At 45.2% G+C, this 14,882-nt stretch carries 10 protein-coding genes; 6 read left to right on the plus strand and 4 right to left on the minus strand.

Annotated elements, in window-relative coordinates; all coding sequences use genetic code 11:
* Positions 1-126: 126 nt before the first annotated feature.
* Positions 127-585: a hypothetical protein gene (locus GC130_RS10345; protein WP_151998221.1), complete on the minus strand. Its 459-nt coding sequence runs from the start codon at positions 583-585 to the stop codon at positions 127-129.
* 529 nt (positions 586-1,114) lie between these two features.
* Entirely contained in the window at positions 1,115-1,594 is a 480-nt protein-coding gene (locus GC130_RS10350; protein ID WP_151998222.1) for a hypothetical protein, read from the minus strand.
* 460 nt (positions 1,595-2,054) lie between these two features.
* Between GC130_RS10350 and GC130_RS10355 the strand changes: the two genes are divergently transcribed.
* Positions 2,055-2,693, plus strand: coding sequence for a 2OG-Fe(II) oxygenase (locus GC130_RS10355; RefSeq protein ID WP_151998223.1), 639 nt, complete (start codon positions 2,055-2,057; stop codon positions 2,691-2,693).
* On the opposite strand, the gene GC130_RS10360 is transcribed toward GC130_RS10355, so the two are convergent.
* Positions 2,690-3,172 carry a hypothetical protein gene (locus tag GC130_RS10360; protein WP_151998224.1) on the minus strand — a complete coding sequence of 161 codons (483 nt, stop codon included), beginning with the start codon at positions 3,170-3,172 and terminating at the stop codon, positions 2,690-2,692. The two genes, GC130_RS10355 and GC130_RS10360, sit on opposite strands and share 4 nt — an antisense overlap.
* 366 nt (positions 3,173-3,538) lie before the next feature.
* Between GC130_RS10360 and GC130_RS10365 the strand changes: the two genes are divergently transcribed.
* Positions 3,539-4,855: a cytochrome ubiquinol oxidase subunit I gene (locus GC130_RS10365; RefSeq protein WP_151998225.1), complete on the plus strand. Its 1,317-nt coding sequence runs from the start codon at positions 3,539-3,541 to the stop codon at positions 4,853-4,855.
* A complete protein-coding gene (locus GC130_RS10370) occupies positions 4,848-5,858 on the plus strand; it encodes a cytochrome d ubiquinol oxidase subunit II (protein WP_151998226.1) in 1,011 nt (336 codons plus the stop codon). The genes GC130_RS10365 and GC130_RS10370 overlap by 8 nt, the downstream gene beginning before the upstream one ends.
* A 568-nt stretch (positions 5,859-6,426) precedes the next feature.
* Here GC130_RS10370 and GC130_RS10375 read toward each other — a convergent pair.
* Entirely contained in the window at positions 6,427-9,900 is a 3,474-nt protein-coding gene (locus GC130_RS10375) for a DUF2341 domain-containing protein (protein ID WP_151998227.1), read from the minus strand.
* A 393-nt stretch (positions 9,901-10,293) separates the two neighbouring features.
* On the opposite strand from GC130_RS10375, the gene GC130_RS10380 reads away from it, so the two are divergent.
* The 3 genes from GC130_RS10380 (at position 10,294) to GC130_RS10390 (ending at position 14,703) form a co-directional block, all read left to right on the plus strand.
* Positions 10,294-10,632, plus strand: coding sequence for a PadR family transcriptional regulator (locus GC130_RS10380; RefSeq protein WP_151998228.1), 339 nt, complete (start codon positions 10,294-10,296; stop codon positions 10,630-10,632).
* Positions 10,629-13,256 carry an ABC transporter permease gene (locus tag GC130_RS10385; protein WP_151998229.1) on the plus strand — a complete coding sequence of 876 codons (2,628 nt, stop codon included), beginning with the start codon at positions 10,629-10,631 and terminating at the stop codon, positions 13,254-13,256. The genes GC130_RS10380 and GC130_RS10385 overlap by 4 nt, the downstream gene beginning before the upstream one ends.
* 196 nt (positions 13,257-13,452) lie before the next feature.
* Positions 13,453-14,703, plus strand: a complete 1,251-nt coding sequence (locus tag GC130_RS10390) for a GAF domain-containing sensor histidine kinase (RefSeq protein ID WP_151998230.1) — start codon at positions 13,453-13,455, stop codon at positions 14,701-14,703.
* Positions 14,704-14,882: the final 179 nt, after the last annotated feature.

Below are 14,882 nucleotides of genomic sequence, written 5' to 3' on the forward strand. Positions count from 1 at the left end.
ACGCTGCGATCAATATTCTGACTCGTGGCAATTTTGCCAGAGAAAGGAGGAAGAAAGTGTGGGGTATAAACAAGAAAAACCGGAGCGTAAACCCCGGTTTCCATAGCTGGTAGTTATAATTGTCAATTAGTGCATCAAAGCGCCAACCTGAACTCTTGAGTGGGCACTTACATAGTATCCGTCGTAAAGAAATTCCGACAAAAGCTCTGTTAATTGTTTTTCTGAAGCATCTTGCTTGAATGTAGCAAAGCAGTAAGAAGCGTCTATACCGAGTACTTCCAGTTCTGGCATTTTTGCTTTTATCCGCACAATCTTTTGCTCCATGTAGGCAGCATTGGAGTTTTCAAGCAAAGGGAAGGCTATATTGACTTTGTCGCCAGAGTAGCTCACATTCAATTTGGCTGGGAAACGTACGCCAAGTTTGGCTAGTTCATGGTCTATCACTCTTGTGCTTTCGCCGTTTTCCAAAAGGGCAGTTCTTTTTTCGAAAAGAGCATCAACCTTTGAGTGGTCACTTACAGTGCTTTGGGCCATAAGAATGCCATTGAAGGCAACAAGGCAAATGATTATCAGTACTTTTTTCATAGCGGTTGTGTTATAATGTTATTCATTGTAGTCGTGAAAATGCAATGGCGTATGAAGCTCTTAAACAGGTTCATCATGGGCGAGCCATTTTTGGGCTGCGATTCGTTGATGACCAGATAGATTTTTTCGTTAACCATGATCAAATGTACCAGGCTGATTTCCATTTTTAAAATCCACTCATTTCGAAGCGTAAAAATGCATGTGGCTTCGAAAACCAGTATTCAGGATTTTAGAAAAACGACAACATTTCACTTAAAATATTACATCATTTGTGACCCCATGGAGCGCATAAAACTGCTTCAGCTGCTTCGAACGAGGGGTATGATTTGTTTTTGCTCATTTATTTCCACCTTTTATTACCTGAACCAGAAACTTTCAAATAATACGTAAGCCGTAAAGGGCCGGATTGCGGAATTATTGCTTATTGAGTTACTTTTGTAAACCTGATTTTGACATGACGACACAAAACATCGAGACCCGCTTTAATCAATTTGCCGATGACCCCTCCGAAAATGGATGCGGTATCATTTCAGAGTGCTGCCTGTGCTCTTGAGTTAGCTTTAATACTTATGTAATAGCCGTCATAAAGAAATTCTGCTAATAGTTCATTGAGCATCTTTTTTGTAGCTCCTTTCTTGAACGTCGCAAAACAGTAATAGCTATCGACCCGAATAGCTTCCAGTTCTGGTATCTTGGCTTTGATCATTGAAAGCTTTTGCTCGATCCGGGGATCATCAGTGCTTTCAATCAAAGCGAAGGTGACGTTCGTTTTGTTTCCGGCGACGTCTAAGTCCAATTTCGCAGGGAAATGTACCCCATGCTTGGCCAGCTCAATATCAATTGCTCTCGTACTTTCACCATTTTTTAGAAGGGTGCTTCTTTTTTCGAAAAGCGTAATGAGATAACAAGGTTCCTTAACCAATGTACGTGGGTCTTCAGAAGACAACTTTTGAGCAAGCAGGTTGCCACCGAAGGCAACGACACAAATGATAATCAGTACTTTTTTCATGGAAGTGGTTGTGTTATAATGTTGTTTATAGTAGTCGTGAAAATGCAACGGTGTAGGAAGCTCTTAGACAGTGTCATCACAAAGGAGCCATTTTTGGGCTGCGATTCGTTGACAACCAGATAGATATTTCCGTTAACCATGATCAAATGTAGCGGGCGGATTTTCATTTTAAAAGTCCACTCATTTCGAAGCATAAAAACGCATGTGGCATTGAAAAACCAGTATTCAGGATTTTGCGAAAACGACAACTTTACGTTGAAAGCATTACATCATTTGTGATCCCCCGGAGCATGTAGAAAGCCCTCAACTGCTGGAAAAAGGCGACATGACTTATTTTTTTGCTCATTTATTTCCACCTTTTATTACCTGAACCAGAAACTTTCAAATAATACGCAAGCCGTAAAGGGTCGGATTGCGGAATTATTGCTTATTGAGTTACTTTTGCGCACCTGATTTTGACATGACTATACAAACCATCGAGACCCGCTTCAATCAATTGGCAGATGACCTTTCTGAAAATGGATATGGTATCGTTGAGTCTTTTCTAAGCGATGAGGAGGTAAAGGACATCTTGAGTGTTTTGGACAACTATCAGGAAGCTGGTGATTTAAAGAGAGCTGGCATAGGGCAGGCTGAAAATCATCAGGTTGACAGATCGCAGCGGGGAGACTTGATCCGGTGGATAGAGCCTGAGAAAGCGAAGGACCCCACCCAGGTGTATTTGGACAGGATGCGAGAACTGATGCAGTTTATCAACAGAACATGTTTTCTAAGTCTGAAAGATTTTGAGTTTCATTACACGCTTTACCCGGTTGGCACTTTTTACAAACGGCATTTGGATCAGTTCAAGCAGGACGACCACCGGAAGCTGAGCGTCATTTGTTATCTAAACTTCGATTGGAGTGAGGCGGACGGCGGACAATTGCGGATGTACAAACCTGGCGGAGCCGATGAGCAGGCAATAGACGTGCTGCCAATGGCAGGCAGAATGGTTTGTTTCAGAAGTGATTTACTGGAACACGAAGTATTGCCCACAGCAAAAGAAAGAAAAAGCCTAACCGGATGGCTACGTGATCAGCTACTCGATGTGCCGTTTTAGTGAGAGACGAAAAAATAGGCTCCGGCTGTTTTTAAGTTTCCGTCATAGAGCTTTGTTTCAAATCGTTCCTGTTTTTTGTTTTCGAGCGTTCGTGGATCTACATGCCTGACATCGATGGAAACATTTCCATCTTCATAAATTCTAACCTTCAAGTAGTTGTATAAATAGCCGCTGCCAACTGGATTGTCAATCATTTTGTTCTCAGAAAAAGTGATGAACGCTTTGCTATTCCTCGCAGCATTCCTGCCGAAGTACTCAAAAAAGTCTATGTTCATTCCTCCCACTATGTCGGGTGCATTTTCGACTTTCTTTTCATCTACATAAAAATCGCATTTGGCATAGTAGAAAGTGCCTTTCACGTCATATCCTCTCTTAAAGGTTTCCAAAAGCTCTTCAAAGGTTAGCAAAGGACTATTTTGAGCAAATGCGGGAGCAACAGATGTAAAAAATACCAGGGTAATAAACAGCAGCCTTTTCATGGATGGAGAATTTGAATGTAAATTAAACTATTAATTACACTTTTCAGATATACACAGGAAGCTGGTTGTCGTTTAACGCTGCTTCTTGCGGAGGAAAAAGAAAAACATCCACCCACGCCGGAATGAAACAAAAGATATGAAATGTGACTTGCCGGGATGATGAAGGGAGAGTGCGGAAGATGCCGGAAAGTACTTGACGATGATCAGCTTATTTAAATAGAGTCATTGCCGTTGCACTCGACTGAGTACACGTGATCGATGCGGCTGGTTAGTTCAAGGGGTTGTAAAAATTCCAAAAAAATAGAAAATTAAAGGAATCCCTTGCTCAACTATTACGTTCTTCGAATTAGCTAAATCTCCTATTTTATGACCGATCTTTTGGCTGCCCGCTCACAAATGGCAGTGTCACTGGGTTTTCACATCATATTCTCCTGTATTGGAATGGTCATGCCATTTCTCATGGCATTTGCCAACTACAAATGGCTCAAGACAGGTCAGGAGGACTACCACCGTTTAATGAAGGCCTGGGCCAGAGGTGTGGCCATCTTTTTTGCCGTCGGCGCAGTGTCGGGCACTGTGCTCAGTTTCGAGCTGGGGCTGCTTTGGCCGGGTTTTATGGAACATGCGGGGCCTATCATTGGTATGCCTTTTTCGCTGGAAGGAGCAGCGTTCTTTCTGGAGGCGGTTGCACTTGGCTTGTTTCTATATGGTGAAAAGGTGCTAAAGCCCTGGGTGCATTTTACGTCAGGAGTTTTCGTTGGCATTTCCGGGGTGGCATCTGGCATTCTGGTGGTAGCGGCCAATGGCTGGATGAATAGCCCGTCAGGTTTCGACTGGGTAAACGGGCAGGCGTTGAACGTGGATCCCATAGCTGCTATGCTAAACGAGGCCTGGTTCACTCAGGCTTTGCATATGACGTTGGCGGCTTTTGTGGCCACGGGATTTGGCGTGGCTGGGGTGCATGCCTGGCAATATTTAAAAGAAAGAAGCAAATTGCTCCACCTCCGGGCACTCAAAATAGCACTCGCATTCGGAGCGGTGGCCGCTTTTTTGCAGCCGTTTAGCGGCCATCTTTCAGCGGATGATGTGGCACACAGGCAGCCGGTGAAGCTGGCAGCAATGGAGAGCCATTTTGAAACAGAGAAAGGTGCTTCATTTGTGATTGGAGGGATTCCCGATGAAGAAAAAGGAGAAGTGAACTATGCGATCAAGATTCCCTACCTGCTGAGCATACTGGCATTTACTGATCCGATGGCTGAAGTAAAAGGGCTTGATGCATTTCCGAGAGACGAATGGCCGCCTGTAGCCATAGTGCATTTTGCGTTTCAGACTATGATAGCGATAGGGGTGTTGCTCATGTTAATTGGGGTGATTTTTCTTTTCGGCCAATGGAAGAAACCGCTGCTGGTTCGAAGCTCCTGGTTTCTCAAGCTGTTGGCTTTCGCCACTCCATTAGGCTTTTTGGCTGTGGAGGCTGGTTGGGTGGTGACCGAGGTAGGAAGGCAGCCGTGGATTATTTATGGAATCATGAAAACAACCGATGCCGTAACACCTATGCCCGGGATAGCATATTCATTTTATGTGACCACATGTATTTATTTGGTACTGGCCATTTTAGTCTTTTGGTTAATGGGGCGGCAAATCACCGTTTTCAATGAGGAAAGGGAGGTAGCTCATGTTTGAGTGGGTTGTGCTGGTACTGGTTATTTCGCTTTTACTTTATGTTCTGCTGGGCGGTGCTGATTTTGGTGCAGGCATTCTTGAACTGTTCTCGCCGAAAGAAAAGTTTGATGAACTGAAAGCTACTACCTACCAGGCCATTGGGCCGGTGTGGGAGGCTAATCATGTGTGGCTCATTATTGTCATCGTTATTTTATTCAATGGCTTTCCTTCCGCCTTCAAAGTCATTTCCATCTACCTGCATATCCCGCTTTTGTTGATGCTGGTTGGCATCATTGTCAGAGGAACGGCCTTTGTGTTCCGGCATTATGATGCAGTTCAGGGCAGCTCTCAAAAGGTTTATTCCAGGATGTTTGCCTGGTCAAGCCTGATCACGCCGTTTTTTCTGGGGATTATTGCTGGCGCCATAGTGCTGGGCAGAATGCCCGTTGAGGTTGACAACTTCCATCAGGCGTTCGTGGCGCCGTGGCTCAACTGGTTCACAGTGGCAGTTGGTATTTTTACTTCATCTCTCTTTGCTTTTTTGGCGGCCACGTTTCTCATACCGGAAATTGAAGACCAGAGCACCAAAGAGCTTTTCCGCAAGAATGCTTTGCTGACCAATATATTGGTAGTAGTAACGGGAGGATTAGTGTTTGTGGCAGGCCTGGTTGAAAAAATTGACTTTCCCAGGCTATTCTTTTCCCACCCTTTCGGCCTTGTCAGTGTCATTCTTGCCACGGCAGGCCTTTTGGTACTGGCTGTTACGTTGAGAAAGAAATGGGACCAGCTTTCGAGACTGCTGGCAGGGCTGCAGGGAAGTTTGATTGTGCTGGGCTGGCTGGCACTTCAGTACCCTAATCTGATTGTCTTCGTTGATGGGACGGTGATAACACTTGAAGAAGCGGCAGCCCCGGAGCTGGTGATATCAATTTTAGGCACGATGTTGGCTGTTGGTGTTGTGCTAATATTACCAGCACTGGGCTATTTGATATGGGTTTTTAAGTATCGCAAAGGTTTGCGGTAATTTTTTTCAACAAATCAGGCGTTCCGTTAAACTTTTTTCAATAAATTTACGTCTGTATTGAAACAAGAGAAATCAAGAAATTAACAATATGCTAATGAGCTCTTGATTCTGCGCATAAAAAAAGGGGCTAACTTTGCCCCTGATAGTAGAATCCTCTCATTAATAAAGAGTGTAGTTTAAGTAGGTATGTGTTCTGAGCACCTTCGGCTTTTGGCCCAAGGTGCTTTTTATTTGCTCCAATGTAACTGAGATTTTTTCATTTTCACAACTCTTTTTCTGAAATTTTATCAAAGCAATCGTTTGAAAAGTTAGTTATATAACTATTCTTCGAAATCTTATAAAAATTGCTGGCTGTTGTTGGCTAAGGTTGACACCCTCACTTTTTTAGCACACTAATACGGCTGGTATATGTACCAACAGCCGTCATTTTTGCATATGCCACCAGCTCATGCATTGTTTTTCTTCTTTTAGAAAAGAATCTTGAGGTGAGCATTACCTATTCTGTAGAGGCGTAGCGCTACATGGCAAAGTGGTCGATGAGGTATATTATTTCTCTTTTTGTGGGTGTTTATAACTTGACTAGCCTATAAGACTGTAGAGAGCCATTTGTGGGGAAGTGCAGGATATACACCCCCGAAGGATACGAAACCAAGTCAATCATGAGCTCGCCGGAAGCAACAGTTACCTTTGGTTTTATCTGCTGTCCGGCGGTGTTGTAAATTTTCACGTGCGAAGGATTGAAATCGTGCGAACCTTTTAACTTGAACCTGTTGCTTGATGGATTAGGGTAGATTGTCAGGCTGCTTGATAGCGTAAAGTCAACCTTTTCAACCTGGGAATATGAAACTGTACCGTCAAAGTCAGTTTGCTTTAGTCTGTAGAACGATTTTCCCGGGTAGGGTTGATGATCAACAGTCCGGTAGGTTTGCTTTTCAGAAGTAGTTCCAGCTCCCTTTACCTGAAGAATCTCCTGCCAAATTTGGGCATCAATTGAGCTTTCGACCGAAAAGAAGTCATTATTTAGCTCAGATCCGGTGGCCCACTCTAAAGTAACCTGGCTATTTGCTGCTGTTGCGGAAAAGCTTAGCAACTCAACGGGCAGCGGCACCGAAACATCGGTGTTGCCTAAGCTGAACCTGTCCCCATCTTGAAGCGACACGCCGGAAAAAACGGCGATTTTATTAGAGACGGTTCCCGCTAGCGGTGTTACATCATTTGTAGAAAAATCCCCGTCTCTGTCAACAAGTAATCTTAAATTAGAGCCAAGCGGGCTTCCGCCCACTCCACTGAAGTCAAAAGAGATGGAAACGGTACCTACGTCACCTGCTTTAGTGACGATCCAGTTTCTTGACAGCTTTTCTTCTATCTCGGTTCCGTCGACATCGGTGCCAATTGCCTTGCTTGTAGAGCTAATTGCAGCATTGTCGTGTCCCCAAAACATGAATTCTCCGTCATCCAGGTCACTGGGGTTCCACACACGAAGTATGCCTGATCCACGGGCATCTGTGTGTACAGAGCCGTCGACAGCCCTTCCAATGCCGGCTACTTCAAAGTCATAGTCTCCATTTACCGGGTCATCCATTGTGTATACATCGTTCCCGGAGGCGGAAATATCGATATTGTATTTTGCGGACAAGTAATTGTCAATAATTATTCTTTGCGCAGTATTTACCTCGCCATCGTACATCGCTATCTCAGCAATATCTCCGGTCAAGAGAAATCCAGTTGTTGTGGCTGTTCCACGTCGGGCACCGACCAGCACGTCAGTGGTGGTCACGGTTCCTGTGCCTACTCCGCCCCCTGATACGTTGACAGCTTCATCAGACCAGGAGTTTTTTGCTGTCGTATTGTTGATGTGAGCTCCGATCGCCCAGGAATCAGCGGTGTTGATTGTGCCGAGCCCATAGTTACCACCAATAAATGACGTGAAGGTGTTGCCGTCAAATGTATATTGATACTGGCGGGTACCTGAAGTAGCGGTAGCTTTTGACAGAAAAGTGCCGATGTTGCCAGAGGCAACATTGTAGACAATAAAAAACGACCAGCTGTCTGTGCCAGGAATCAGGTTGAGGCCGGCTGGGGTGCCAAGGTTTAAAAAGTCTCCTCCATCGAAACTTACCGATGGGAGCGAGGTGTTTACTGCATTGGCGTTAAATGTCGGTTCCTCTGTTCCCACACCGCTTGACACTGCGGTCAGGGCGTTTCCCGACACATCCGGCCAACTTGTGACCGCCACACCATCAGACAGGCTCAAATCATTTGCTTTGAGCCACAATTGGTTATTGTTTTGATTGCCAACACCACCGGGGCCGGCATTTCCCGTGATAAAACTGCCTGTTGGGGTGATGGGAAAGGCGCCACAATTACTTGAACAGGTGAGACTAAAATCGGCACATACCTGATCAAGGCTCCCACCATTAAAGAATTGGATGGTGGGGTCTGCACCCCCATTGCCAAGGTTTACGATGCCACTGCCACAAAGTGTAGCATCTGTCCAATCGATGTAAATATCATCTGCACCAAAGGAAGTATTATCGATGATGGTAACACTATTTCCGGAGAGGATCAAGTCGTCTGTATTGGTGAAATTGGCAGTTGCAGCTAATTCGAAGTAACCCAGGTTAACGATATCTTCTGTTACTGTTAAAGTGCCCCCGTTTTCAACCAGTGTATAGCCTTCAACCATTACCTCTTCACTTGAGGTGAGCGTTCCTCCGTTGGCAACGACAATATCTCCTGTATGATAAAACATTTGATCGGTAGAGCCGGTAAATGCACCTACATTGGCTCTGGCCAAGTTGGCAGGGGATTGAGAACACCCACCATTGTCGTCAACATTGTCAATAGTAATAGTGTGGCCATTTTGGATAACAGCATTGTCGGTTCTTTTCGGAAACACGCCCGCTCCCACAGCACCGCTTGACCCATCGGGAGTAAACGACCAGCTGGAATTGGATTCCCATGCTCCGGAAGCAAAAGAATAGAATGTGCGTGACGCATTGAACTCCCCACTAGTGCTGTAAAATGTTGCGTTTTCACGTTGATTGTTGTACTCAGTTTCGATCCAGCTGGCGCTGAATACCTCATTCGACAGCCGGGCGTGATCAAGGTCGCCATTCCAACCCTCGTTCCGGGCTGCATTTGCTCTACCATCGTTGCCAATGTCAAGGTAGCTTTCCAGTGTACCTAATCCACCATAGGCCTCGGTGTGCTCCAATTGACCATTAACATACACAGAACACGTGGTGCCATTCCAGGTAAGGGCTACATAATTCCATACATCGGCCGCTAAAGTGACAATCCCCTGCTCCAGGTTGTGATTATTGCCAAACCCCAGATCAAGGCCACCCGCTCCATCGTCGGTATATAGCTGGATCCTATCTGCAAAGCCTGACGGGTTGGAAGTATGGCCATACATATACTGTTCTGTTCCTGTGAAAGTCGATGTATAGGCCCAAATTGAAATCGTGCCCTGCCCGGTAGCAATAGAAGATGAGGGGATTTGAACATAGTCATTTACACCAAAATTTTGCCCATCAGCAATTAAAGCTGGCGATGTGTCGGTGCTTCCTGTATTTGTTCCCGCAGTTCCGCCAGTAGCATCACTGAAGTCGTCGTTGAGAAAATACACAGCGTCAAAATCTGAGTTCCATACACTGGTAACAGAGGGGTCTGCTGACACTGAACAATTTCCATAGAACATGTAGATATCTGTATCAACTGTATTACTCAGCGTGGGGATTCTCACCCAGGCCACATATTCGCCTGTCGCAGGATCATACGACTCAATTTGGTGATCCAGCAGGGTTGCACCTGCCTGGTCAGCGCCAAAAATGATGTCGTAGCCAGTAGCATCTTCAACGTGTCCTCCGTTGCCTACCGATCTTAAATCCAAATCGGCGGTGGCTCCCATGAACCTGATCATGACGGGGAAGTCAGTTAATGGGCTTGCACCCATTACTTCAGATGCATCGATAGTAATTCGCTTGCCATAGCCAAACCCTTCAGTCTGGGAAAAGACTTCTGTTGAAAACGCAAGCAAGAAAAAAATAGAAAAAGCTCTACAGATATAAGACACTTGAGGTATAAATTAGGTATTACCAAAAATTGAAACAACATCATTGCTGGCACTTTTCCATAAAGAATTCACAATTGAATACAATTTTAACTTCGAAAGTAACCCTTTTTACCGTCGACTTCAAATTTTAACCGCTAATAATAAACCTTACCGTCGACTCCTTAAACTGATTCGACGACCTTCTTTTTAATTTCCCTACGTAAAACTTAACCATCAGTCATCTTGTAGCATTGCTTATGGCTTAGTGCAACCCTTTTATTTTATATCAGTCTATTTAGTTTACAATTGTGAAACATAGCTATTACTTTCACGTTAGTAAATCAAATAATTTGCAGACAACTCTGAACATCAATAAGTATGCAAAGAATCAACCTCGGCGAATTTGAAGAGCTTGTATTGCTGATAACGGCGGTGCTGCATGACAACGCTTATGGGATCAGTGTATTACAGGAAATAGAAGCTCAAACCGGACGGCAGATCAATATTAGTGCAGTGCATTCAGCACTCGACAGGCTTGAGCAAAAGGGGTACCTGAAATCATACCTGGGGGGTGCAACGAATGAAAGAGGCGGGCGGAGAAAAAGGCTTTTTTCTGTAACGGCAAGTGGCGCAAAAGCGCTTTCGGACGTGAAGGAAATGCGCAACACTCTCTATGATCAAATTCCGAAGGTGACGTTGGATTTAAATTTTGTATGACCAAACAGCACTTACCGGAGCCACCCGGCTGGGCCTTGAAATTACTGCATTGGTACTGCAAGCCAAGCTACCTGGAAGCTATCGAAGGTGACCTCTACGAGCTTTTTGACTTGCGTTGCCAAAGTGCAGGAGAGAAAGCTGCAAGAAGAGGGTTCGCCTGGGATGTGCTAAGGTTCTTCAGGTGGAAATACATAAAAGGACTGGAAAACTCAAAACGACTAAATCAATTCGACATGTGGAAAAACTACTTTAAAATCTCACTAAGGAGCCTTTGGAGACAAAAGTTTTACTCCTCCATCAATATAATGGGCCTTTCGGTTGGCATAGCATGTTGCTTGCTTATCATCATTTACATCAAGCACGACCTGAGCTATGATAGGTTTTGGAGGGAAGGTGACCGTATTTACAGAATTGCGATCAATGATCGTGGGCCTTACACACCCACACGGCTGGGTGCATTGCTGAAAAGCGACTATCCAGAGGTAGAGTCATACACGAGGCTCAATGGCCTTTATGATTTTTCGTTTGCGATTGGGGATAATGTCTTCTCGGAGCCGGGAGGCAGCCTGGCCGACTCCACAGTGTTTGATGTGTTTGACGTCAAGTTCATTGAGGGAACGCCGCGGGGAGCACTTTCCGAACCCAACACAGTCGTGTTGACGAAAAGTGTAGCCGATAAGTATTTTCCTCATGAAACTGCGGTTGGAAAGATAATCAAGTCGTCAGGTGATGCAGTGAAAATTACAGCAGTGGTGGAAGATCCGCCGATCAATAGCCACATGCCGTTTAAATACCTGGTGGCCATGCCCCATGAGTATTGGGTTACCACCGGTTGGTGGACTGGCAATAATTTTTTTACCTATGTTAAGCTGGTGGAAGGTGCTTCGGAAGAGGCCTTTGAGGCTAAGATGCTTGATTTTATGCGCAAGCATATGGCTAAAGACCTGATGGAAACCTACCACTATGAGGACTTTGATGACTATCTCGCATCAGATGATTCCTATAGATTTACATTGGTGCCCATCCAAAGAATCCACCTGAACTATCCCAGGTTAACACTGGCCGAAAGCGCTGGCTCCATGGACAACGTTTATATTTTTTCGGCGGTAGCCTTCTTTATTTTACTTATCGCCTGCATCAATTTTATCAACCTGAGTACGGCTCGATCAGGCAGTAGATCGAAGGAAGTGGGCATACGAAAGGTGCTTGGGTCGGTGAGGGGTGAGTTGATCAGACAGTTTATGGTAGAGTCATTTCTCATCAGCATTTTTTCGCTCGGTTTGGCTATTTTGCTCTCGCTCGTAGCGCTGCCATATTTCAACGACCTTTCGGGAAAGCAATTCCTGTCAACAGATCTTATCACCGTTGAAAATATGCTTTGGTTGACACTGCTACTTACAGCTGTGGGTATCATTGCGGGCAGCTATCCTGCGTTGTATCTTTCTTCATTTAAGCCTGTGGCTGCTTTGAAAGGGGAGCTCAAGTCCGGTAAATCCGGGTCATTTTTGAGAAAGGCTTTAGTGAGTTTCCAGTTTGCGATATCCATTTTTCTGGTGATTGCCACCGTTATTGTGTACCAGCAGATCAACCATATGACCGATCAGAAGTTGGGCTTCAATTCGAGCAACACGATGGTGATCAAGGCCGGGTCAGCATTAAAAGACAGCGGCCCGTTTTTCAGGTCAAAGCTCCTTGAAAGTCCAAACATCGAGAGCGTGGCCACAAGCACTACCTACCCATCACAGTTTATTGGCGACTGGGGTTATAGCACCGTGGGCGATGTGAAGGAGAACTATAGTCTTTACACGATGTTTGCTGATAGCTACTATTTGGAAACCATGGGAGTGGAGCTGGCTCAGGGTAGGTTCTTCTCAAGAGAGCTGGCGAGTGACACTGCCTCCATTGTGCTGAATGAGGCTGCCGTAAGAGAGCTGGGCTGGGACGACCCGATCGGTCAGCGGCTCGAGAGAACTGAAGGGGTGTTCACAGTAATTGGCGTGGTGAAGGACTTTAATTTCTCCTCTCTTAAAAGAAAAATAGGAAGCCTGGCTATCAGGTATGACCCAGAAATTCACAAGACCAAGCGGGGCTCTGCCTATTACCTGGCGAGGGTTAATGGTAACTACCAGGAAACTGTCAACTACGTGAATGAGCTTTGGGGCACCACTGCTCCCGAGGAGCCGTTCGACTATGACTTTGTCGATCAGGCATTTGCAAAGCTCTATGAGTCGGAGGCAAAGTTCGGAAAGATATTTACTGTTTTTTCAGCGCTAGCCATTCTTATTGCCTGTCTGGGGCTGTTTGCCATGGCGGCTTACACGCTTGAGAAAAGGTTCAAGGAGATTGCAATCAGAAAAGTGTTGGGGGCCAGCGTATTTTCCATTACCACGCTGGTGTTGTCTGACTTCACGAAGCTGATTCTCTTAGGCTCTGTGATAGCCGTGCCTTTTGCGTTCTATGTGATGGAGCAATGGCTGCAAGAGTTTGCCTACCGAATGGAATTGGGCATTTTAGTGTTTCTTATACCTGTTTTATCCGTTACGCTGTTAGCCTGGCTCACGGTTATTTATCAGTCGCTGAAAACAGCAACTGGCAACCCTGTTAACGCACTGAAGCAAGAATAAGCTTTCTCAAAATTGAACAAAAAAGGGGCCAACCAGCCCCTTTTTTGTTTTGTCGCAATTAAAGAGAGCAGGCGTCGCATCTTGCTGCTTGATTCCTATTGTGTATTTTAAATCCAAACTATACCAGGCTTTCGTATGTTGTAGTGACATGTTACCGCCGTTAACCTGTTAAGTATTTATCGAGTAATAAATAAAAATGGTAACACCCCCGATTTCGAAGGATGAGAAGGCTCGTTTGGCCGATTTACTTTCCTACAACATTTTAGACACACCTGAAGAAGAGGAGCTCAATGAAATTGTGCAGTTAGCTTCAGAAATCTGCAATAAGCCCATCTCAACAATTACCTTGATTGACGAGAAAAGGCAATGGCACAAAGCCAGAAAGGGAATTGACGGCAGAGAAGGAGAGCGGGATTTCGCTTTCTGCGCTCATGCCATCCATGGCGATGATCTAATGATGGTGCCGGATGCTAAACAAGACGAGCGGTTTCACGACAACCCGCTTGTGGAAGGGGCCCCTCACATAAGGTTCTACGCCGGTGTTCCTCTCAAGTCGGCAAAGGGATTTAGCCTCGGAACTTTGTGTGTTATTGGAACCGAACCGACCACACTCAGTGAGGTTCAACAACGGGCGCTGAAGATATTGGCCAAGCAGGTAGTCACCTATTTCGAGCTTCGGAAAAATAACCGTCACCTGACTGAGGCACTCAAAATTGTTGATAAACAGAAAGAAGAGCTTTCCTCCCACAACAAGACACTCACCAGACTGTTGTCGATCATTGGCCACGATTTGAAGGGGCCTGTAGAGAACTTGAAGCAGCTTTTCAGTCTTTTTGTGAGTGGGAAACTTTCTAAAGATGAAATAGATAGCCTGGCAGCCGATTTGAATGAGCGCCTCGAAAGCACCTCCGATCTGCTCGGAAACCTGCTTAGCTGGGCTACGAGCCAGCTCAACGATGCATCCTTACATTCAGACAAGTTTGACTTGCACGATATTGCTGAGGAACAACTTCACAGAATTAAGAGGAGTGCTGTTGCCAAGGGGAATAGCTTGTTGAATAAAGTAAAGAAAGGTTCCGTAATAACCGCTGATCGGGACATCATTAGGTTTGTGATTAGAAACCTGATTGCAAATGCTAACAAGTTTACTTCAGAAGGCGCTATTTCAGTAGCCCTGGAAGAGAGTGAAGGCGTGAACAGGATTGTTGTGGAGGATACTGGCCAGGGAATGTCACAGGAAGCTATTAAATCCCTTTTTAACTGGAACGACAGGCGCACCACTACAGGAACCTCAGGAGAAAAGGGGTCAGGTCTTGGTTTGCTCATTGTCGGGCAGTTCGCCAGTCAGTACAATGGGCGCCTTATCATTGAAAGCGAAGTGGGTAAGGGTACCAAAGTTGCTTTCGAAATGGCAAAAGACATCAACATGGTACCATCATTGGATTAGCCATACATAACCCAACGGCCTCCCAAATGCCCTGAATGCACCTTATAAAAATGTTGAACGAAACCTCCTTACGGAGGTAGCTTTTCGAAATCCGTATCTTGAAGTGAATCATCAAACTTCAAATGTTATGAAAAAAAAGAAAAGCTAAGCCAGCGGTTCGTTCGTGAGTTGACCTTCCG

The organism is Imperialibacter sp. EC-SDR9 (assembly GCF_902498805.1).
GTDB lineage: Bacteria > Bacteroidota > Bacteroidia > Cytophagales > Cyclobacteriaceae > Imperialibacter.